Below are 20,721 nucleotides of genomic sequence, written 5' to 3'. Positions count from 1 at the left end.
ATTCCTTAGAAGCCCATGCTCAGGTGTTCGGCAATCGGGCCGAGCGCCAGGGTCGGCAAGAAGGTCAGGCCGCCCACCAGCAAAATGGTCACGGTCAACAGGGTCACGAACAGCGGGCCGTGGGTCGGGAAGCTGTTCTGGCCGATCGGTGCGGTTTTCTTCATCGCCAGGCTGCCGGCCAGGGCCAGTACCGGGAGGATGTAACCGAAGCGACCGATCAACATGCCCAGACCCAGCATCAGGTTATGGAACGGTGTGTTGGCACTCAGGCCACCGAACGCCGAACCGTTGTTGGCGCTGGCCGAGGTGTAGGCGTACAGCAACTGGCTGAAACCATGGGGGCCAGGGTTGCTGATGGTCGCCGCCGGGCCAGGCAGTGCAGCGGCAATCGCGCCCAGCACCAGCACGCCGACCGGCATCACCAGCAAGGTCACGACCAGCAGTTGCACTTCGCGGGCCTGGAGTTTCTTGCCGAGGTATTCCGGGGTGCGGCCGATCATCAGGCCGGCGAGGAATACCGCGATCAGCACGTTCAGCAACATGCCGTAGAGCCCGGCACCGACACCGCCGAAGATCACCTCGCCGACCATCATGTTGACCAGCGCGACCATGCCGCTAAGCGGGTTGAGGCTGTCATGCATGCCGTTGACCGATCCGTTCGAGGCCGCGGTGGTGGTCACCGACCACAGCACGGTGGCGGTGGTGCCGAAGCGCGATTCCTTGCCTTCCAGCGGCGCGGTCTGTTCGACGGCCACGTTGTTCAGCGCAGGGTTCGGCTGATACTCGGCCCACAGCGAAGTGGCGCCGCCGATCAGGAACAGCGCGAGCATGCAACCGATGATGGCGCGGCTCTGACGCAGGTCCTTCACGTAATGGCCGAAGGTGAACACCAGCGCGACCGGGATCAGGATGATCGAGGTGACTTCAAACAGGTTGCTCCACGCGGTCGGGTTTTCGAACGGATGCGCGGAGTTGACCCCGAAGAAACCACCGCCGTTGGTGCCCAGTTGCTTGATTGCAATCTGGCTGGCCGCCGGGCCCAGCGGGATCACTTGATCGACGCCTTGCATCGTCACCGCATTCACATATTGCGCGAAGGTCTGTGGCACGCCCTGCCACACCAGGTACAGCGCCAGCAGCAGGCACAGCGGCAGCAGGCCGTAGAGGGTGGCGCGGGTCATGTCGGCCCAGAAGTTGCCCAGGGTCTTGGTGGATTTGCGACCGATGCCACGGCACAGCGCAACCAGTACCGCGAGGCCGGTGGCGGCGCTGACGAAGTTCTGCACGGTGAGACCGACCATCTGGCTCAGGTAGCTGAGGGTCGCTTCACCGCTGTAGGACTGCCAGTTGGTGTTGGTCATGAAACTGACGGCGGTGTTGAACGCTTGCGTCCACTCCTGGCCCGGCAGGTTTTGCGGGTTCAGCGGCAAGTGATCCTGGAACAACAGGATCGCGAACAGCAGCAGGAAACCCGCGAGGTTGAACGCCAGCAGCGCCAGCGTGTACTTCTGCCAGCTCTGTTCGTCCTGCGGATTGACCCCGGCCACGCGATAACAGCCGCGCTCGACCGGGCCGAGAATCGGCGTCAGCCAAGTGCGCTGACCTTCCATTACCTTGTAGTAGAAGCGCCCGAGGAACGGCGCCGGCAGCAACACCAACGCGAAAAACGCGAGGATCTGCCAATAGTCATAACTGTGCATAGCCGCTCCTAGTTCCGGTCCGCGCGCAACAGCGCAACCAACAGATAAATGAACAGCCCCACTGCCAGCAGCAGGGACACCCCGTCCAGAACGCTCATGGAAGATCTCCGTGTTACGGCGTATTGCCGCGTGTGGAGGCATTGTCGGAAAGGAGGCTGTAAAGGAACGAGACCGAGGGTGCGTGCGGGACATAAAGAAAGCGTAAAGAGTGGGTTTATGCCTTCTTTACGACGGTATCCGGTGGGCGGTGCACCTGACTGGCGCACAGAAATGTGCGCTATCGAGTGGCGAACATCCCCGATACGACAGCTTTCAACGCATTACGACCCGCCAATACAAAATGGCACGCCCACTGCACACGCCCTCCCCCGAGCTTTCCAAACCGTTCAGGGAGCAAAGGCATGAACACACAACTCAAACCCACGCTGGGCACGTTGCATCTGTGGGGTATCGCGGTGGGGCTGGTGATTTCCGGGGAGTACTTCGGCTGGAGTTACGGCTGGGGCGTCGCGGGGACACTGGGTTTTCTGGTGACGTCATTCATGGTCGCGACCATGTACACCTGCTTCATTTTCAGCTTCACCGAACTGACCACGGCGATTCCTCACGCGGGCGGGCCGTTCGCCTACAGTCGCCGGGCGTTCGGTGAAAAAGGTGGATTGATCGCAGGCCTGGCGACGCTGATCGAATTCGTCTTCGCCCCGCCCGCGATTGCGTTGGCAATCGGTGCCTATCTGAACGTGCAGTTTCCGGCCCTCGATCCGAAACACGCGGCGGTCGGCGCGTACATCGTCTTCATGGGGCTGAACATCCTCGGTGTGAAACTGGCAGCGACCTTCGAGTTGATCGTCTGCGTGCTGGCCGTCGCCGAGTTGCTGGTGTTTATGGGCGTGGTTGCACCGGCCTTCAGCTTCAGCAACTTCGCGCTCAATGGCTGGGCCGGCTCGGACATGTTCGGAGCACCGGCGATTGCCGGGATGTTCGCGGCGATTCCGTTTGCGATCTGGTTCTTCCTCGCCATCGAAGGCGCGGCCATGGCGGCCGAAGAGGCCAAGGATCCGAAACGCACGATTCCCAAGGCCTACATCAGCGGCATTCTGACCCTGGTGCTGCTGGCGATGGGCGTGATGTTCTTTGCTGGCGGCGTCGGCGACTGGCGCACCCTGTCGAACATCAACGACCCGTTGCCGCAGGCGATGAAAGCAGTGGTCGGCGACAATTCCGGCTGGTTGCACATGCTGGTGTGGATCGGCCTGTTCGGTCTGGTGGCAAGTTTCCACGGGATCATTCTTGGTTACTCGCGGCAGTTTTTCGCCCTCGCCCGCGCCGGTTACCTGCCAGCCTCGCTGGCGAAGCTGTCGCGTTTCCAGACGCCGCACCGGGCGATCATCGCCGGCGGAATCATCGGCATTGCCGCCATTTACAGCGACGGCCTGATCAACCTCGGCGGCATGACCCTCACTGCCGCAATGATCACCATGGCCGTGTTCGGCGCCATCGTGATGTACATCATGAGCATGCTCAGTCTGTTCAAGCTGCGCAAAACCGAACCGAATCTGGAGCGGACTTTCCGTGCGCCGTGCTACCCGCTGATCCCGTTCATCGCGCTGGTGCTGGCGGTGGTGTGCCTGGTGGCGATGGCCTGGTTCAACGCACTGATCGGACTGATCTTCCTCGGTTTCATGGCGGTCGGATTCGGCTATTTCCTGCTCACTGGCCAGTTGCGCGCGAACGCGCCGGCCGATGCGATGCTGACCGGTCAATAGAAGCTGTGCGGGTGTACCGGGCATAACCGGCCTAGAATGGAACCACTGCGATTTTCCATCGCTCAAACGTGGTAAGCAGCATCGCCCGGCGAAATCCTCGCCCGGCGACCTGCCATTAAGGAGAGCCGCTATGCCCTGGTATGCCTGGTTGATTCTGGTCGTTGCAATCGGCTCGATCGTGGGGGGTCTGATGATGCTGCGCGACACCGCCAACAAGGTCGAACTGACCGAAGAACAACGTCAACGCGTTGCTGAGCGCAATGCCGAAGCGGACGTCAAGGACGCGCAGGACCGCTGAACGAAAAACCCCGCCTGAATCGGCGGGGTTTGTTTTTCTATTGCGGTTACTTTTCCCAGTCAGCCTTGGCAATGCGCAAGCCATGCAGGCCTTTGTACGCCGCACGTTCTGGCTGGCTCCAGCCTTCGAGCAGCGAATCCTCCAGGCGATAGATTTCCACACCCAGCGGACGGCACACACTCAGCGGATCCTGCGCATCCGGCCCCCACATCGCCAGCGACAGATCACCGCCAGGACAGGTCGATAACGCACACAGCAAGTCGATTTCCGCAAAGAACTCCAGATAGTCACCCTTCTGCGCCGGACAGGCTTTCATGAAGTACAGGTCATCGTGGTTAAGGCCCGTGCACTGGAAGATATTGAGCACGTCATGCACGTCGAACTCGGTCAGACCGTGCGGTAGCACGGCGCGGGTCAGGTTGGAGTGGCAGTGATGATGAAAGTCTTCGCCGGTGAGCATTTTGTTCACATAGGGATCGCAGCGCGTACCGAGCAAATCGTGCAGGCGCCCGCCGTGCTCGTCGATGCCATAACCGGCCAGGCTGTCATCGGTGATGGTGACCATTGGCCGCAGAAAAGGCAGGTTCGACCAGAGGCGATCGTGGGTGCTGACATGCGCGCCCTGCAGTTGCCGGGTCCGGGCCGCCCACATCCGTTCGCGCGGATCGTGGGCATTCCACACATTGAAGTCGCCCACCTGCGGCCCCACCGGTGTGGTGACACGAAACACATGCCCCGCCGGAACATGCCAGGCGCGGCCGGTGCGGATCGGCACTTCGAATTGCTCGATCAGGGTCCGCGCCCCCTTCTGGTCGCGAATCCGCTCGTAAAACGGCGCATTGACCTGCAAGGCCGAGCCTTTACTGACTTGATAGGCGGCCGGATAGTCTTTGTACATGGTTCTCCTGCTCCTTCGGTGATGGCAACTTTGTGAGCTGCAACCACTATCCGTGCCAACCGTTGATGGCTGTTACGAACATGTTGGATTCATCGGCAGGCTTTTTAGAAGTAGAAGTACAGTCACCATTCAATTCTCATTGGTTAAGATGGTGCTCTTGTTGCGGAGAGTTTAAATGCGTTACTCGCAAGATCATAAAGCCCAGACCCATCAGCGCATCATCAAGGAAGCGTCCGAACGGTTTCGCAAGGACGGCATCGGCGCGACCGGACTGCAACCGTTGATGAAAGCGCTGGGCCTGACCCACGGCGGCTTTTATTCGCATTTCAAATCCAAGGACGACCTGGTCGAAAAAGCCCTGCAAGCCGCCGGCGATCAGGTCGCAGGCTTGTGCGAGGAACTGTTCGCCCAGGAAAAACCGCTGGAAGCCTTCATCGATACGTACCTGTCCGAGTGGCACCAGACCTCGCCTCATGAAGGCTGCCCGCTGCTGACCATTTCTTCGGAACTGGGATTGCGCGGCCAACCGAGCCCGACCAGCGACGCCGTGCTGAAAGCGCGTCTGGATCAGATCCAGAACACCCTCGAAGGCGAGGACGCGGCCGCACGCAGCATCGTCATCATGGCCACACTGGCGGGCGCGCTCCTGCTCTCACGCAGCGTCGCGGATGCCGGATTGGCGCAACAGATCCTCGACGTCACCCGCGAACACCTCAAGCGCTCCGAAGACTAATCCCGCCAACGCTTGAACAACACGCTCGCATTGACCCCACCGAATCCGAACCCGTTGGACAGCGCGTACTCGATCGGCATCGACCGCGCCTGACCGTGGACAATGTCCACGCCTTCGCTGGCCGGATCGGGATTGTCCAGGTTGAGGGTCGGCGGAACGACCTGGTCGCGGATAGCCAGCAGCGTGAAGATCGCCTCAAGGCCGCCGGCAGCACCCAGCAAATGCCCGGTGGCGGACTTGGTCGAGGTCACGGCGATTTTGTTCTGCGTTCCAAACACCGACTTGATTGCAGCCAGTTCACCCAGGTCGCCAACCGGCGTCGAGGTCGCATGTGCATTCAGATGCTGCACCTGGTCCGGCGCGATACCGGCCTGAGCCAGCGCCAACGTCATGGCTCGTCGAGCTCCGCTGCCGTCTTCCGGCCCGGCGGTCAGATGATAGGCGTCGGCGCTGGTGCCGTAGCCGACCAGTTCGGCCAGTGGCCTGGCACCGCGTGCCAATGCGTGATCCAGCGATTCGATCACCAGCAGCCCTGCGCCTTCACCCATCACAAAACCGTCCCGGCCACTGTCGAACGGCCGCGAGGCTCGTTCGGGCGTTTCGTTGTAGCCGCTGGACAACGCCCGCGCCGCTGCAAAACCGGCAAGGCTGACTCGATCGATAGACGCTTCTGCACCGCCGCACACCGCAATATCGGCCTCACCGGCGCGAATCAGCCGAGCGGCGTCACCGATCGCCTGGACACCCGCGGCACACGCGGTGACCGGTGCGCCAATCGGACCTTTGAGCCCGTGCTGAATCGAGACATGGCCTGCCGCGAGGTTGACCAGAAACGACGGAATGGTGAACGGTGACAAACGCCGTGGCCCACGGCTGTCGGTGGTACGCACGGCATCGGCAATCGCACCGAAGCCACCGACACCCGAACCGATGATGGTGGCCGTGCGTTCCTGAGCATTGGCGTCCGAAGGTTGCCATCCAGCTTGCTCCAGCGCCTGACGGGCAGCCTCCATGGCGAACAGAATGAAACGGTCCATCTTCTTCTGTTCTTTGGGCGGCGTCGCCCGATCCGGATCGAAACCGGCTTCGGCGTCCTCTTCCATCGTCGGCACCACACCACCGACCCGGGCCGGCAGATCGGCAACCACCGTTTCCGGCAACTGGCGCAAGCCCGAGCGCCCGGCAAGCAGACGCTGCCAGACGACGTCGACACCACTGCCCAAGGGCGATACCAGGCCCATACCCGTGACAACTATTCGACGCTGATCCATATCGGGTTGACCTCTCACGACTCTAAAGTTTTTTACTTGTAACGGCTGGCCGCCGAACTGTGGGACAGGTTGGGCGCCATCACATGACGTGCGGCAACGAAGGCTTGCCACTCTGCGGCATCGGGCAGCGAAGGAATGGTGACGAGCTCACCCTGATCCAGCCCCGACAGCGCAGCATCCACCATCTCGCCCGCCTCCATGACCATCTCCGCCGGAATACCGCTGGCATCAAAACCGGAACGCTCCCAGATTTCAGTGCGGGTCACACCCGGCAATACCGCTTGTACCTTGACGCCCGTGCCTTCGAGTTCCGTATTGAGCGATTGAGTAAGGCTCAACACGTAGGCCTTGCTGGCACTGTAGGTGGCATTGAAACGTTCGGGGAACAAGGCGACCACTGACGCGATATTGATGATCGTGCCATGCCCGGCCTTGGTAAACGCAGCGGCTGCGGCGGCTGCCAATCGGGTCAGTGCGGTGACGTTCAATTGAATCAGTTGTTCCAGCACCTCGGGATCGGCATTGGCCAGCAATCCATTGACCGCCACCCCTGCATTGTTCACCAGCAGGCTGATGCTGGAATCGCTGCGCAGGCGCTGCTCAAGCTTGAGCACTTCCTCCTTTTGCGTCAGATCGGCCTTCAACACTTCGACCTGGACACCGTAATCCCCCCGCAGCTTGCCAGCCGCAGACTCCAGGCGTTCCTGATCGCGAGCCACCAGCAACAGATCAAAACCACGTGCCGCCAACCGCTCGGCATACACCGCACCAATGCCGGAAGAAGCGCCAGTGACAAGCGCCGTACCTTGGGATTTCGGGGAATTCATGACGATACTCCTGGAATGCGTGAGGAATGAGCAGCCTCTGAAAGCAGGAAAGCTTCCGTGGCGAGCGAAATTATTATAGGCATAATCTCAGCGCAATATGATAGCCATAATTTTATATATTCCGACGGAAAGGCACCCTGCTCCCTCGCAGACCTTCAGGACCGGGATGCAAAAAGGGCCGGTCAATGACCGGCCCCTTGGCGTTGAACAATCAGCTTAGTTGACTTCCAGCTTGTCGCGATTGCGATCCAGGATCGCTTTGCCGATGCCTTTCACTTCGAGCAACTCATCGACGGATGCAAATGGCCCGTTTGTTTCACGATATGCAACAATTGCCTTGGCCTTGGCCTCTCCAACACCCGCCAGCTCCTTTTGAAGGGTGGCTGCATCGGCCCCGTTGAGATCAACTTTCCGGACGTCGGAAGTGGCTGACGAATCCATCACCAGTGGGACCTTGTTCGCATCGGACGGCGCCACAGGCGCAGCGATGGCGGCAATCGAGGCGAGTAGAAATAACCGGTACGCATATGTGACGCTCCATCATCAATTGAGAAAGCAGCTTTTCCGAAGCTGCTCCTCAAAGTTAGGCGATGATCAGGACAAGTCAAAAATACGTCCGTTACAGGATGTGAAACAATCAGGGCTCGAGGCGGCGCTGCTGGTGGATCCAGTCGACTATCTCGCCGTCCGGCGTGTAGCCGCTGACCGTTTCGCGCAGAAGCTGGCGGACGCGGGAGTAGTCATCCGCTTCGACAGCCGCGAGCAGTTCTCTCAGCCGGGACTTCAGAACGTCCCAGGGCAAGTGATCCTCATTGGCCGTCATGATCATAGGATGCGGCGTGGCGGCAACATTGTCGCCGATCAACAGTTCTTCGTAGAGCTTTTCACCCGGGCGCAAACCTGTGAACTCGATGGAAATGTCGCCCTGAGGATTGCGCTCGGAACGAATACTCAAACCCGACAGGTGAATCATTTTCTCGGCGAGTTCGACAATCCTGACCGGCTCGCCCATATCCAGCACGAACACATCACCGCCCTGCCCCATGGAACCTGCCTGGATCACCAGTTGTGCCGCCTCCGGGATCGTCATGAAGTAGCGGGTGATCTTCGGATGAGTCACGGTCAGCGGCCCGCCGGACTTGATCTGGCTGTGAAACAGCGGAATCACGGAACCGGACGAACCCAGCACGTTGCCAAAACGCACCATGGTGAAGCGGGTCTTGTTGACACGGGAAACATTAGCCTTGTCGCCGAACAGCACCGGAGCCACTTCCCGACTCAGAGCCTGGAGGGTCAGCTCTGCCAGACGCTTGGTACTGCCCATCACATTGGTCGGGCGAACTGCCTTGTCGGTCGAGATCAGTACAAAGTTCGAAACACCAGACTGCAACGCCGCTTGCGCCGTGTTGAGCGTGCCGATCACGTTGTTCAACACACCCTCGGCAATGTTGTGTTCAACCATCGGTACATGCTTGTAGGCCGCCGCGTGGTAAACGGTGTCGACCTTCCAGGTTTTCATCACATCGAGCAACTTTTCCGGCTGACGGATCGATCCGAGGATCGGCAGCAACCGCACCCGCACCGCCTCCCTGCATCCCCGTTGCTCAAGTTCGGACAGAATGCTGTAAAGATTGAATTCGCTGTGTTCGAACAGCAACAGGGTCGTCGGCCCCAACACAAAGATCTGCCGGCACAACTCCGAACCGATCGATCCACCCGCCCCGGTGACCATCACGGTCTTGCCCCGGATGCAGCGCTCGAGCAGGTCCGGCTGAGCCGGCACCGAATCACGCCCCAGCAGGTCGGCGATATCGACCTCCTGGATATCCTCGACCTTGACCCGGCCACTGGCCAGATCCGTGAAGTTAGGCACGCTGCGCACATGAAGCGGAAAGCCTTCCAGCAGATTGAGGATTTCCCTGCGACGCGCCCGAGTCGATGAAGGCAGCGCCAGGAGAATTTCCTGCGCCCCGGTGACATCGATCATCTGTTGAATGTGTTTTGGCTTGTAGACCTGCAGACCCGAGATAGACCGGTCGGCAATACTGGAATCATCGTCGATGAACGCGACAGGACGCATGACCCGCCCCATGCGCAATGCCGCGACAAGCTGGTTGCCTGCGACACCCGCCCCGTAGATCGCCACCTTGGTCAGACCATCATCCCGGCTGGCGAACGGTACATGCTGCGCCGCGGTGAACCAGTCACCCATGAAGTACTGGCGCATGCACAGGCGCAGCCCACCGATGATCACAAGGCTCAGCCACCAGTAGTTGAAAATGATCGAGCGCGGGACGACAGCTTCATGATTGCTGTACCAGAAAACCACAAGCGCCAGGATCAGGGCAGAAAGGCTGACAGCCTTGATGATCGCAATCAGCGCATCGTTGCCGAAATAGCGCATCACGGCACGGTACATACCGAAACGTATGAAAAGAGGAACGGCGATGACGGGAGCGCAAGCGAAAAGCCAGAAATGAATGCGCAGCGGGTTGTACATGTCGTCAATCCCGAGACGAACGATGAACGCCAGCCACAGAGCCATCCAGACCAGAAAAATGTCCGTAGCGACCTGGATGAGGCGCTTCTGCCGCCTCGGTAGCCCCAACAAAAACGCTCGTATCTTATCCATAAACCTCAACCGGATGGCCCTTTCCCTGACGACGATATATTGGCATTTTACGGGAATTCATGACGGCCGGACCCAAATGTATTATGCGCTACGTTGTAGGGACGGGACGCTCCAGCTCACCCGCACGATACTTGATGGCAATCAACAACAGGGGCACATAAGCAATTGTCAGAGCCGCTGCGCCATCGACATCAAAATACACGACCGAAAACGCCACGGGCAGCAACCAGAATACATTGATCAACAAGACCCCAAGCGTCACCGGGAGATGCTTGCCGTAGAGGCGAGAGGCGTACTGGTAAGCATGACTTCGATGAGCCTCATAAACTTTGTCCCCCCGCACCAATCGGCGCAACAGCGTAAATGTCGCATCAACGATGAAAACACCCAGCAGAATGTTCCAGACCCAGAACCACCTGGAATCAACACTAGCAGCCGCCAGCGAAATACCACCTAAAATGATGCCCAGGAAACCGCTGCCTGCATCGCCCATGAAAATTCTGGCGGGCGGAAAGTTCCAGATCAGAAAACCCGCGACCGCCAGGGACAACAATAGCGGAACCCAGATCAACACCGGCTGACCATCAAGCGCGTAAAGCAGACACGCCCCTGCGCAGGCACTGATCGCCTCGACACTGGCGATGCCATCGATACCGTCCATGAAGTTGTAGAGGTTGAGCATCCACACCAGATAGATCGCCGCAATGACGGCACCGCTCCAGCCCAGATGAATCGTCAGTCCGAACAGCTTGATCGTCTCGAAACCGTTGAGCCAGAACACCATCCAGGCTGCCGCACAGAAATGCCCGGCAAGCCGCCAGCGAGCGGCAATGTGGCCGTGATCATCCATAAACCCGATAACTGCTATGACGACTCCCGCCGCCGCCATCCCGAGAAAGGTGGCAAGACTTGTCAGCGATTGCCCGTACAGAACGCAAAGCCCCAGAAGAAACACGATCACAATCGAAACGCCGCCGCCCCTCGGCGTCGCAACCGAGTGCGAACTGCGGGCATTGGGAATATCCATCAGACTGCGTGCGAGTGCGTATTGACGCAAAAGGGCCGTCAGCACGAACGATGCGACACCCGCGCCAATAAAAAACCACCAGAAACTCATACTCGACCGGGCTCCGAAAAAGTCGGCTAATTTGATACAACACTGCGCTCAGACAGCCCCGGGAGAATACTCTGTCAGGCTTCAACCTGATCTCGCCGAAGCCCTCTCTTCCTTTGGCATGTGCCCGCAACAGCGCAGGTGATATTGATCAGTGCCACCGGCACCTGATTGCCCTTCGTGAACGGTCAGCCGCTCCTTCAACGACAGCCAAGGATAATGCCCCCTCGAGAGAACCTCCACACCTTCACATATCAAGCACATCGAGCCTGGCTGCTGCGCAGGACAAGTGCACAGACCACCGGCCCGAATACACACAGCCAGCCCAATGACGGTACACAAGCCAAACCTGGCCAATCACTGGCACAGCGTGGCTTTCACCGCTCGTCGCTCCCCGCGCAAATGGGTGGCTGGCTTCATTCGATCGATACATGCTGGTATGCTGTCGCGCGGTCCAGGCAGGCTGATTCGGAATTCCGAAAGAAATGGAGGTGCTAGCATGTGTAAAGCCGAAAAAGCGATTATCAGCAAGCGGCTGAAACAATCAAACTCAACTGCATCATGCACCACGCTTTCGGGACATGATTCTTTTGCGGACATGGATATGTTTTCTTGATACCCGAGCAACATTCAACACAACGGTATCAACAAAGCACTTGGCAGGCCGTCCATATGCAAGGGCGACCTCTTTTTGAGAAACATGCAATCTGGCCTTTCGCCTCGGAATAAAACATTGTGTTCAGCATTTTTTTTAAAGAACTATTCCAATACAAATTAGTGCTCAAGCAGTTGATTTGGCAACAATTGACAATGCGTTACAGAAGGACCGCCCTCGGCTTTTTCTGGACATTGTTAAACCCGCTACTGACCATGGTCGTGACCTCTGTCGTATTTTCGATGATCATGAAATGGCCACTTAAGACATTTGCAATTTTCCTGTTCTCGGGGCTCGTACCTTTCACGTTATTCTCGAACTGCCTGGCCCAAGGTATGCAGGCATTGCTGGCCAACGAGTCATTAATCAAGAAAATCCACATACCGAAACAGATATTCGTCATTTCCACTTCGATAAGCCTGCTGGTCGACGCTATCTTCAGCACGATCTGCCTGTTCATCATCGCCCTTGCGATCGGCGCTCCTTTTACCGCTTCGCTCTTTATCCTGCCAATCAACTTCCTGTTGCTATTTGCCTTTGCAGTAGGCCTGGGACTGGCATTGAGCATCGCGACCGTTTCGTTCCGTGACCTGCCCAACATCGTGGGTGTGATACTCCAAGCCCTTTACTACCTGACGCCGATCATCTACCCGCTCTCTTTCGTCCCGGACACCTACAGATGGATCTTTGCGTTGAACCCGCTGACGCTGTTCATCGAAATCTTCCGACTGCCTATCTATGAAGGCTCCCTCGCCGGGCCCGATGTTTATGCAAAGGTTGTGACACTGGCAATTCTCAGCTTGCTTTTGGGTATATACATATTCAAAAAGCATGATCGATACATAGTATTCAAGTTGTGATCGATATGAACTCAAGTATCTCGATAAAAGATCTAAATCTAAACTTCCGTCTGTACCATGACAAAGGACAGTCGCTGAAGGAATTCTTTGCTGGGCTGCTGAAGCGCCACAACAAAAGCAAATACACGGAATTCCGCGCACTGAAAAACCTCAATCTCGAGGTCGTTCATGGCGACCGGATCGGGATTGTGGGCCACAACGGAGCAGGGAAAAGTACGCTGCTGAAAGCCATTTGCGGCATTTACTGCGCAACAGAGGGATCTGTAACGGTCAATGGCCGAATTGCCCCTCTACTGGAAATTGGAGCAGGCTTCAACGTTGAGCTGAGCGGCCGTGAGAACATCTACCTCAACGGCGCAATCCTCGGCTACAGCAAGTCCATGCTCAAAAAGATCGAACCCGAGATCATTGAGTTCACGGGTTTGGCCGAGTTCATTGACACCCCTGTGAAGTACTACTCCACAGGGATGTACATGCGCCTGGCTTTTGCTATCGCCACTGCCGTTCATCCAGACATTCTTATTCTCGATGAACTTTTTGCCGGTGGTGATGCAGAATTCATCGATAAGGCTCTGGCACGCATGCATGATTTCATTGATAGCTCTAGCATCATGGTATTCGTATCCCATCAGCCCGACTTGCTGCGCAAGCTGTGCAATAGAGTTATCTGGATCGATCACGGCAGCATCGTCGAAGATGGTGAGCCAGATGTCGTTATTAAAAAATATTTGAATAATCACGCGGGGTGATACTGTGGCAACGCAACTTTTTGTTCCAAACTTCCGAGTCGACGAATGCCTTGAAGGCATCCGCGAATGCCTGGAAAAAGGCTGGACCGGTCTGGGCTTCAAGACAGTCGAAATGGAAGAGGCCTGGAAAACCTACACAGGCCTGCCGCATGCGCATTTCCTGAGCTCCAACACGGTTGGTCTGCACCTGGCATTCCACATGATGAAGACGAAGTATGGCTGGGGCGACGATGCCGAAGTCATCACTACGGCGCTGACCTTCGTATCGACCAACCACGCGATCATCCAAGCCGAACTCACCCCGGTTTTCGCTGATGTCGACCAATACCTCTGCCTTGACCCGGTCGATGTAGAGCGCAAGATCACCGACAAGACCAAGGCGATCATCTTCGTAGGCCTGGGCGGTAACGTCGGCCAGTACGAAAAAGTGCTCAAGCTGTGCAAGGATCGCGACATCAAGGTCGTTCTGGACGCCGCTCACATGGCGGGCACCCGCGTTGACGGCAAGCACGTTGGCCACGACGCAGACGTCACCGTATTCAGCTTCCAGGCCGTAAAAAACCTGGCGACTGCCGACTCCGGGATGATCTGCTTCCGCGACAAGGAAGACGACGAACGTGCGCGCAAGCTGGCATGGCTCGGGATCAACAAGGACACATTTGCACGCACCGCCAGCCAGGGTGCCTACAAATGGAAGTACGACGTGGAAGAGCTGGGCTTCAAATATCACGGCAACTCCATCATGGCCGCCATCGGCCTGGTCTCGCTGAAGTACCTTGACCGCGACAACGCCTATCGCCGCCAACTGGCCGACTGGTACCTGGAAGCCCTGGAAGGCGAAACACTGATCGAGCCTGTTCTGGTTTCGCCAGGCTGCGAATCGTCTCGTCACCTGTTCCAGGTTCGCGTACCAAAACGCGATGAAGTCCTGATGGCTCTGAACGAACACGAAATCTACCCAGGCGTGCACTATCGCGACAACACCGAATACCGCATGTACAGCTCGGGTGCCGGCAAATGCCCTGCCGCACACAAGGCCAGCAATGAGCTGATCTCTCTGCCGATGCACATGGGCGTTACCAAGAATGACGTAGAGGTCATCGTAGAGACGCTGAAGAAAGTAGTCCAAGCGGGTCTCTGACCATGAATCTCCGATGCAAATATTCAGCCGGTTACCGCATTGCGGTAACCGGATCAACCGGATATGTCGGAAGCAAATTTCTGGAGTCTTTCGAGACTCCAGATTTTGTTGAGACTGACTTTACTCAACTTCCAGCTGGCTCATTGATTGTTCATCTTGCAGCAAACATGAACAATACAAGCAGCGCACTTTCTGAAAACACCCTCATCGACACGCTGGTACTGGAACAGGTCAACGAAAAACATCGTGGCTTGATCTACGCTTCCACCAACAACGTCTACCCCTACGCCTTGAACTGCCGCACTGGCGACAAGCTGCGCTGCAACGATTACTACTCTGCCTCCAAGGTCTTCGGCGAAAAACTGTTCGAAGATCTGATCAGAGTCCCCTTTGTCTCGGTAAGAATTGCCGATGTCTTTGGCGTAGGCCAGAAACACGGAAACTTCTTCAAGGCGATCGAGCAAGGCATCCGTCAGAAGAGTAGTCTCGCTCAGTACGGTGCAGGCCTCAAAAGACGCACGTATGTCCACATCACTGAACTGGTCCAATTACTGAAATGGATTGCGACAGACGGATTTGATCTGGCATCGACAACACGCGTTCTGAACACTGGCTACCCGGACTCTGCCAGCATTGCTGAAATCGTGGCGCTGGCAGCCGAAATGACCGGGTTGGAAGTCATCAACAAACACATAGAAAATGATCAGTCGGCTTTTGATGTCAGAACCATGCAGCCGACAATCCTGCCAGGCTATGCCCCTCAGTGGAGCTCTTTCAAAAGTGCTTTCGCTGGCTATGTCGAAGAAATCAATTTACAGGTTTAACATAGAACATGAATATTCTGATTACCGGTGCGGGCTCTGTAATGGGACAGAGCATTTACAAGGCCTTGGCATTTCACGACTTTGGCGAGCCTCTGAACATCCACTTCGCCAACAGTGAAGAGCTGGGTGCCGGACGCTTTTTTTCCCTGCCCTCAGCACCTGTAGTCAAGACGCCTATATTTCCTCTGGCGGCATCCCCTGAGTATCACAGCCACCTGCGAAACTATGTAAAAGAACACGACATTCAAATTGTGTTCTCCGGCACCCAGCACGAGCTGGCGGCGGTAGCCAACTATCGCGATGAAACACTGCGAGCCGCAACGCTCTCCTCTAGCATCACTGACATCTGCATGGACAAGGTCTCCACGTCAGCCGTGCTGGAGCGACATGGCATCAGAGTTCCAAAGACCAGTTCGCTGAGTGAGTACCTGGAGTCCGGCAACATCTCCGGCCCGATTGTAATCAAACCGAACCATAGCTCCTCTTCTCGCAGCATCTATAAGGTTTCCGGGCTTGCTGAAGCCAAGAAGCTGATCGCGGAAGAAAACATCAAAGTTGACTCCTTCCTGGTTCAAGAACTGTTGACAGGCAACGAGTACACTTGCGGTTGCTACGTTGACCGTTACACCAAAGAAATCAACCATATCATTTTCAAGAGAACACTGACGCCGGACGGCGCCACCTCCTATGGTGAAATCGTTCTGGATGAAAGCATTTCCTCTTATCTGAATAATATCGGCAAGGCACTGATTGAAGAAGGCTTGGACTTTGGCCACTTCAACGTTCAGTTGATCCAGACCGAAACCGGTCCCGTTTTGTTTGAAATCAATGGTCGTTTGAGTTCAACCGAGGCCTCCAAGGCATACTACGGCTACAACTCGTGCGCAGCCTTTGTATACAACATCGTTAAACAAGAACCTTTCAACGGCTGGAAGATTGCACAGTCTGGCCGATTCCTGCGCTACTACGAAGAGCTGTACTTCGAATAATGAGCAGCCTCCCCTTGCTGTTACCTTATCGTGGAGAGCCCGTGTACATCATTGCCGATGTACACGCCAACCTCCCCGCCCTGCAAGCGGTATTGGACTCAATACCGCCCTCGGCGGATATCGTTTGCGCTGGCGACCTCCTGGGCTACTACACCGAGCCGAACGAGGTTTGCCGGTTACTGCGAGAACGCAAAGTACATTGCATCAAAGGCAATCATGACAAATACGTACTGGGCGAGCTCAGCTATTCCGATAGCCGAGAATCGAAGTACAGAATACAGAGCACACGAGAATCGCTGACCGACGAGAATCTGGAATGGCTTTCATCACTCCCGGACGCTCTGGAACTGCGCTTTTCGACCGATGAAAAAAGCACGCCTGTCGATACAGCCATGTATGTAGCGCACGGAAGCCCACATAACGCTGAAGAGTACATCTATAAGGATACGGAGATAGGCTTTGCCTGGCCCGACGCAATGGACTACCTGGTGCTCGGACACACGCACCATCCAATGCAACGGCCAGCCGGAAGCGGAGTCATCGTCAACCCGGGTTCTGTAGGCCAGGCCAGGGACAGAATTCCCGGTGCGTGCTACGCGTCTATCGATGCGCACTCAAGAACTGTAGAGTTCTTCAGAGCAAATTATGATATCGATGCCTATAAAAACAGACTTCGAGAAGCAGGCATTCAAGAAGCCATGATCGAAATCCTGTCAAGAACCGCGTAAACAGTTAGCACCTTGGCCGAGGAGGAAGTTCACCCTTCCCGGCCAAGTTTCCCATGCACGTCGCGATTCGCTCCGACCACGAACTGCCCCATGAGCAGAATGTTAAGGACGAGAAACCGGCTTACACGGGAGCCACTTCCATCCCCTCCTTGCTTACCCTCTTGCTATCTTTCCTCTTGTACATCCTGATAAATGGATACTCCACCAACAAGGAAACAAGATAAGAAAGAAAAACACAGATTACTATCCGGATTATAGACAGGCCGTGCTCGGTAAATGTATCAGCCAACCACTTGAGCAAACCGCCACCGATGTACCTATTGGTTATTTCAAGGAACAATATATGAACCAGGTAAAGCGGGTACGACAACCTGGCAAGCAACACAATGGGTTTTGCTTGTAGAGGCATCCAGTAAGCACCGAGCACAAAACAAGCACCTATCGCCCCCAGGAGTGTTGGCAGCCAGAGGGTGTCTCGCGTTATCAGGAACGGCCTCGCAAGAAACTCAGGGTTTCCATAGATATACACAAGAAAAAGAAAACTCAGAATAATTGCCGCCGAAATCCACCACGCCGATTGCGATCTTACATCACGTGCAAACCTTAAGTAAGCCGCCGCCAGAACGCCGACTGTCAGCTCATCATATCGAGAATGGAACTGAATAAAGCTTGCGAAGTACCAACTGGAATCATCGGGTGCAAAGCCCGATGTCATTGCCGCCCGCACTGCCATACCTGAAAGATAAGCAACCACCAGCGCGACCAGCATCGGCCATGGCTTTTTACCCGAAAGGTAAGAAACCAAGACAATCGCCAATGGAGCAATCAGGTAGAACATTTCCTCAATGACCAGACTCCACGAGCCACCTGGGATGTAAGCCTCATTGATATTGAAATAGCCCGGAAAGAAGTAAGGCCCCGTAGTCTGCAGAAACAACATCCCCGAAAGCATGCTTTTTACAGCTATAAAATCGAACACCCCACCCGCTTTCAACACAAAACACAAAAGCATTATAAAATAATAAATTGGAAGTATTCGTAAAGCTCTCTTCTTGTAAAACTCCACAAAATCGAAACGACCCGATGTTGTTTTATCGAGAATAATTCCACCGATCAAAAAACCACTCAGTACAAAAAATATATCTACGCCTATCCAACCGACAGGAAACAAATGGAAGTGGTAGAGAACAACAAGCGCAACCGCCAGCGCCCTTAAGCAATCGACGCCCGGATACGCACCTGCACCGGTCAAATAGCCCCAGTGCTCCTTGATATAACCCATTGCAGACAATCCTCTGGCTTGGCTAAATAGTTTCTGAATTGTACCGTCGTGCAGGGCGCCGGGTGAACAAAACCATCCGCCTTCCGACAAGGCTCTGTCTCTGCTTGCCCTGTACGGAGGAGTGGTTGGGAGGGGGCGCAGCAACACCGCCACGCCCCTATCCTGAATCCGGACAGGCGGCCACCTACCCACCGGCGAGATCCTCGGCGAGCGTTTCATTCGGTCTAATACAAACGGAATCAAAAAATCCCGGCATCTTGCTCACTAAAAACAGTAAGCATTCTGTCGGGACTTAGAGGTGCGAGACAGCTGATCGTAGCGTCTTGGCTCGACTACCCCAGAGCATCAATCTTGCGACGAAGATCCTGAATGACGGCATCTAGCTCATAAACCAGGAAGTTGACTGGCGTCAGAACCCCGTCAACACTGAAAATACTTCCGTCTTTTCTCGTAGTGGTCACTACACTTTTCGCAGTACGGAGTTCTGACTCACCCACTTCTCTTGCTTCAAGATAGGCGATTTGATTGTTTATGTGCTGGAGCTGCTGCTCAACAAACGCAAACGGATCATCCTTGGTCCCGACAGGACCTGTTTCAGGACGCACAGGACAAGGTTTGACTGCTTCCAGGGAATAGGCGATCTGATCCACCACGTTCATTTTCGAGGAACGCGCCAAAAATTTCTCCTCGTCGGAAGAATCCACATATTCTGGAAAGTAGAAATAGGATACTGACAAGGTCTTGAACTCAATACCAATTTCACTGTTCGCAGAGTATCTCAGCCCCCAATGCGGGCAACTGGGTGAAGCATACTCGTGCTTCGCCATTGCATCCGTTTCCGAATCGGAGGAAAAGAACCGAAACGTATGTTCGTTGAAACAGATGTTGTTGTTGTGAAATGGATTGGCCAGGTTAGCGGTGGTTGTAAAATAAGGAACAACGATTTTGAGTTGACCAGCCGGCTTCAATACCCGATAGCACTCCTCCATAACATGGAGAAAGCCTTCGATCGTCAAATGTTCTAGAGTATGAGATGAAAAAATGAAATCGACACTGCTGTCCTCAAAAGGCAGACGTTCCTTATTGAGATCGAGCGTAATATCGGCATCGCTCATCGCAGAAAAGTCAATGCCGATTGCCCCGGTGATTTTCTTCCTTCCACAGCCAATATCAAGAACTACCATAAATAAAACCTACTCATATTTGATATGACTCTAAGCGCAATACACGTAGATCACGATGCAAGCCACTTACCTTACACACCCGAATGACCGGACGTCCCCGACAACGCTTATTTCATCTTGCCAGTGACACCGGCTATACCGTCCCGCGCGCCACGAAGCATCATCTTAACGCACGCCATTCGATCCGAAGAAAAAATACCAAAAAAAACCAGTGCTCTCAGGCATCGTGCAAGGTCGGCTATTTTCCAACGTAGCGGCATGTAGGATCTTTGCTGAAGCAGAATGCTATTGCGGAACATATAGTAATAACGGAAAGGTGAATGGTACGGAACGGTTCGCCAACGAAGAAACCAGAATCTGGCTCTACGATCACCCAACGAATGCAACATGATCGCGTCGTTTACGCCAAACAGCTTGAGTCCCATAGACTTCGCGCGCAAGCACCATTCAGTGTCGACGTGATCGATAAACAGGCTCGCATCCACGCCCCCGACCTTGGCGATAGCCGAAAGGGGAATCAGCGATCCAGAGGAAATTAGAAAGTCTGCCTCGACGACTCCGCTGTCAGGAGCACAGTCTATTCGAGAAAAACCGAAATACCCGATACGTACAAAACTGGACAACCTGCCGCCGTCGAAGTCTTTGTAACCTGGCGCAACCGCTGCCAAAGGAACACCAGATGACTCCAGCTCCCTCGCTGCGGAAAGCAGCTTCACAACCATATTCTTCTCAGGGCAGCTATCCTGATCAAACAGTACGACGTAGGTAGCGCCGGAAGTCTTGGCATATTCAATACCAACGTTCTGCGCATGACCAATACCCAGGTTTTCACCAAGACTGAGAACAGCAGGTTTGCTTTCAATGTCTAGCTTGCTGACAAAAAGCTCCATCGAATCCGACGACCCATTGTCCACAATGACAATGCTATCGACCTGCTCGTTTAAAGACTCGACCAAATTCCTCAAGTTGCCCAGATCTGGAAAGAAGGTAATGATCACTGCGCATACAGATGGGACTTGTTTTTTCATATAAAACTCGAATGCTCATGCCCATTTATATAGTTACGGAAC

The 20,721-nt window shown here is 55.4% G+C and carries 19 protein-coding genes and 1 pseudogene; 9 read left to right on the top strand and 11 right to left on the bottom strand.

Annotation, left to right across the window (positions count from 1 at the left end; all coding sequences use genetic code 11):
* Positions 1–5: 5 nt before the first annotated feature.
* Entirely contained in the window at positions 6–1,700 is a 1,695-nt protein-coding gene (gene kdpA, locus AC1RMX_RS23185) for a potassium-transporting ATPase subunit KdpA (RefSeq protein ID WP_096821047.1), read from the bottom strand.
* An 8-nt stretch (positions 1,701–1,708) separates the two neighbouring features.
* A complete protein-coding gene (gene kdpF, locus AC1RMX_RS23180; protein ID WP_007899818.1) occupies positions 1,709–1,798 on the bottom strand; it encodes a K(+)-transporting ATPase subunit F in 90 nt (29 codons plus the stop codon).
* 303 nt (positions 1,799–2,101) lie between these two features.
* Here kdpF and eat point away from each other — a divergent pair, with 303 nt between their 5' ends.
* Together eat and AC1RMX_RS23170 are read left to right on the top strand one after the other, a co-directional pair.
* Positions 2,102–3,466 carry an ethanolamine permease gene (eat, locus tag AC1RMX_RS23175; protein ID WP_096821046.1) on the top strand — a complete coding sequence of 455 codons (1,365 nt, stop codon included), beginning with the start codon at positions 2,102–2,104 and terminating at the stop codon, positions 3,464–3,466.
* Positions 3,467–3,596: 130 nt separating this feature from the next.
* Positions 3,597–3,764, top strand: a complete 168-nt coding sequence (locus AC1RMX_RS23170) for a DUF2897 family protein (protein ID WP_096821045.1) — start codon at positions 3,597–3,599, stop codon at positions 3,762–3,764.
* 46 nt (positions 3,765–3,810) lie between these two features.
* Here AC1RMX_RS23170 and AC1RMX_RS23165 read toward each other — a convergent pair whose 3' ends face one another.
* Positions 3,811–4,662: an urea carboxylase-associated family protein gene (locus tag AC1RMX_RS23165; protein ID WP_493073107.1), complete on the bottom strand. Its 852-nt coding sequence runs from the start codon at positions 4,660–4,662 to the stop codon at positions 3,811–3,813.
* Positions 4,663–4,837: 175 nt separating this feature from the next.
* On the opposite strand from AC1RMX_RS23165, the gene AC1RMX_RS23160 reads away from it, so the two are divergent.
* Complete coding sequence (locus tag AC1RMX_RS23160) at positions 4,838–5,395, top strand: TetR/AcrR family transcriptional regulator (RefSeq protein WP_192558650.1); 558 nt, start codon at positions 4,838–4,840, stop codon at positions 5,393–5,395.
* On the opposite strand, the gene fabF is transcribed toward AC1RMX_RS23160, so the two are convergent.
* From fabF to AC1RMX_RS23135, 5 genes and pseudogenes are all read right to left on the bottom strand, one after another.
* On the bottom strand, positions 5,392–6,666 hold the full coding sequence (gene fabF / locus AC1RMX_RS23155) for a beta-ketoacyl-ACP synthase II (RefSeq protein WP_493073106.1): 1,275 nt from the start codon (positions 6,664–6,666) through the stop codon (positions 5,392–5,394). The genes AC1RMX_RS23160 and fabF overlap by 4 nt on opposite strands.
* Before the next feature lie 32 nt (positions 6,667–6,698).
* On the bottom strand, positions 6,699–7,493 hold the full coding sequence (locus tag AC1RMX_RS23150; RefSeq protein ID WP_493073105.1) for an SDR family NAD(P)-dependent oxidoreductase: 795 nt from the start codon (positions 7,491–7,493) through the stop codon (positions 6,699–6,701).
* 216 nt (positions 7,494–7,709) lie between these two features.
* Positions 7,710–8,020, bottom strand: a pseudogene (locus AC1RMX_RS23145) (ComEA family DNA-binding protein).
* 110 nt (positions 8,021–8,130) lie between these two features.
* The gene (locus AC1RMX_RS23140; protein WP_192558653.1) at positions 8,131–10,125 is read right to left on the bottom strand and encodes a polysaccharide biosynthesis protein; all 1,995 of its coding nucleotides are present in this window, start codon (positions 10,123–10,125) and stop codon (positions 8,131–8,133) included.
* A gap of 88 nt (positions 10,126–10,213) precedes the next feature.
* Positions 10,214–11,242 carry an MraY family glycosyltransferase gene (locus tag AC1RMX_RS23135; protein WP_096821038.1) on the bottom strand — a complete coding sequence of 343 codons (1,029 nt, stop codon included), beginning with the start codon at positions 11,240–11,242 and terminating at the stop codon, positions 10,214–10,216.
* Positions 11,243–11,974: 732 nt separating this feature from the next.
* On the opposite strand from AC1RMX_RS23135, the gene AC1RMX_RS23130 reads away from it, so the two are divergent.
* The 6 genes from AC1RMX_RS23130 to AC1RMX_RS23105 are packed head-to-tail and all read left to right on the top strand — an operon-like array spanning position 11,975 to position 17,185.
* Positions 11,975–12,754, top strand: a complete 780-nt coding sequence (locus AC1RMX_RS23130) for an ABC transporter permease (protein ID WP_096821037.1) — start codon at positions 11,975–11,977, stop codon at positions 12,752–12,754.
* 5 nt (positions 12,755–12,759) lie between these two features.
* On the top strand, positions 12,760–13,503 hold the full coding sequence (locus AC1RMX_RS23125; protein ID WP_176504855.1) for an ABC transporter ATP-binding protein: 744 nt from the start codon (positions 12,760–12,762) through the stop codon (positions 13,501–13,503).
* A 4-nt stretch (positions 13,504–13,507) separates the two neighbouring features.
* Positions 13,508–14,644, top strand: a complete 1,137-nt coding sequence (locus tag AC1RMX_RS23120) for a DegT/DnrJ/EryC1/StrS family aminotransferase (protein ID WP_096821035.1) — start codon at positions 13,508–13,510, stop codon at positions 14,642–14,644.
* Between the two features lie 2 nt (positions 14,645–14,646).
* Positions 14,647–15,468 carry an NAD-dependent epimerase/dehydratase family protein gene (locus tag AC1RMX_RS23115; RefSeq protein WP_493073102.1) on the top strand — a complete coding sequence of 274 codons (822 nt, stop codon included), beginning with the start codon at positions 14,647–14,649 and terminating at the stop codon, positions 15,466–15,468.
* 8 nt (positions 15,469–15,476) lie between these two features.
* On the top strand, positions 15,477–16,457 hold the full coding sequence (locus AC1RMX_RS23110) for an ATP-grasp domain-containing protein (protein ID WP_096821033.1): 981 nt from the start codon (positions 15,477–15,479) through the stop codon (positions 16,455–16,457).
* Between the two features lie 41 nt (positions 16,458–16,498).
* Positions 16,499–17,185 (top strand): metallophosphoesterase family protein, encoded by a 687-nt coding sequence (locus AC1RMX_RS23105; RefSeq protein ID WP_176504854.1) that lies wholly within the window; start codon positions 16,499–16,501, stop codon positions 17,183–17,185.
* A gap of 121 nt (positions 17,186–17,306) precedes the next feature.
* On the opposite strand, the gene AC1RMX_RS23100 is transcribed toward AC1RMX_RS23105, so the two are convergent.
* The 3 genes from AC1RMX_RS23100 to AC1RMX_RS23090 form a co-directional block, all read right to left on the bottom strand.
* On the bottom strand, positions 17,307–18,620 hold the full coding sequence (locus tag AC1RMX_RS23100) for an acyltransferase family protein (RefSeq protein ID WP_493073100.1): 1,314 nt from the start codon (positions 18,618–18,620) through the stop codon (positions 17,307–17,309).
* Between the two features lie 179 nt (positions 18,621–18,799).
* Positions 18,800–19,651 carry a class I SAM-dependent methyltransferase gene (locus AC1RMX_RS23095; RefSeq protein ID WP_096821030.1) on the bottom strand — a complete coding sequence of 284 codons (852 nt, stop codon included), beginning with the start codon at positions 19,649–19,651 and terminating at the stop codon, positions 18,800–18,802.
* Between the two features lie 107 nt (positions 19,652–19,758).
* Entirely contained in the window at positions 19,759–20,679 is a 921-nt protein-coding gene (locus AC1RMX_RS23090) for a glycosyltransferase family 2 protein (RefSeq protein WP_192558658.1), read from the bottom strand.
* Between the last annotated feature and the right edge of the window lie 42 nt (positions 20,680–20,721).

It is taken from the genome of Pseudomonas sp. GW822-FHT03F04 (assembly GCF_058801405.1).
The sequence above is the reverse complement of the archived record's forward strand: the minus strand, read 5'-3'. Positions and strand labels throughout refer to the sequence as shown.

What these genes read in the sequence shown, in the direction of transcription:
- kdpA (WP_096821047.1), bottom strand. Translation starts at nt 1,700, where the DNA reads ATGCACAGTTATGACTATTGGCAGATCCTCGCGTTTTTCGCGTTGGTG.
- kdpF (WP_007899818.1), bottom strand. Translation starts at nt 1,798, where the DNA reads ATGAGCGTTCTGGACGGGGTGTCCCTGCTGCTGGCAGTGGGGCTGTTC.
- eat (WP_096821046.1), top strand. Translation starts at nt 2,102, where the DNA reads ATGAACACACAACTCAAACCCACGCTGGGCACGTTGCATCTGTGGGGT.
- AC1RMX_RS23170 (WP_096821045.1), top strand. Translation starts at nt 3,597, where the DNA reads ATGCCCTGGTATGCCTGGTTGATTCTGGTCGTTGCAATCGGCTCGATC.
- AC1RMX_RS23165 (WP_493073107.1), bottom strand. Translation starts at nt 4,662, where the DNA reads ATGTACAAAGACTATCCGGCCGCCTATCAAGTCAGTAAAGGCTCGGCC.
- AC1RMX_RS23160 (WP_192558650.1), top strand. Translation starts at nt 4,838, where the DNA reads ATGCGTTACTCGCAAGATCATAAAGCCCAGACCCATCAGCGCATCATC.
- fabF (WP_493073106.1), bottom strand. Translation starts at nt 6,666, where the DNA reads ATGGATCAGCGTCGAATAGTTGTCACGGGTATGGGCCTGGTATCGCCC.
- AC1RMX_RS23150 (WP_493073105.1), bottom strand. Translation starts at nt 7,493, where the DNA reads ATGAATTCCCCGAAATCCCAAGGTACGGCGCTTGTCACTGGCGCTTCT.
- AC1RMX_RS23140 (WP_192558653.1), bottom strand. Translation starts at nt 10,125, where the DNA reads ATGGATAAGATACGAGCGTTTTTGTTGGGGCTACCGAGGCGGCAGAAG.
- AC1RMX_RS23135 (WP_096821038.1), bottom strand. Translation starts at nt 11,242, where the DNA reads ATGAGTTTCTGGTGGTTTTTTATTGGCGCGGGTGTCGCATCGTTCGTG.
- AC1RMX_RS23125 (WP_176504855.1), top strand. Translation starts at nt 12,760, where the DNA reads ATGAACTCAAGTATCTCGATAAAAGATCTAAATCTAAACTTCCGTCTG.
- AC1RMX_RS23115 (WP_493073102.1), top strand. Translation starts at nt 14,647, where the DNA reads ATGAATCTCCGATGCAAATATTCAGCCGGTTACCGCATTGCGGTAACC.
- AC1RMX_RS23110 (WP_096821033.1), top strand. Translation starts at nt 15,477, where the DNA reads ATGAATATTCTGATTACCGGTGCGGGCTCTGTAATGGGACAGAGCATT.
- AC1RMX_RS23095 (WP_096821030.1), bottom strand. Translation starts at nt 19,651, where the DNA reads ATGGTAGTTCTTGATATTGGCTGTGGAAGGAAGAAAATCACCGGGGCA.
- AC1RMX_RS23090 (WP_192558658.1), bottom strand. Translation starts at nt 20,679, where the DNA reads ATGAAAAAACAAGTCCCATCTGTATGCGCAGTGATCATTACCTTCTTT.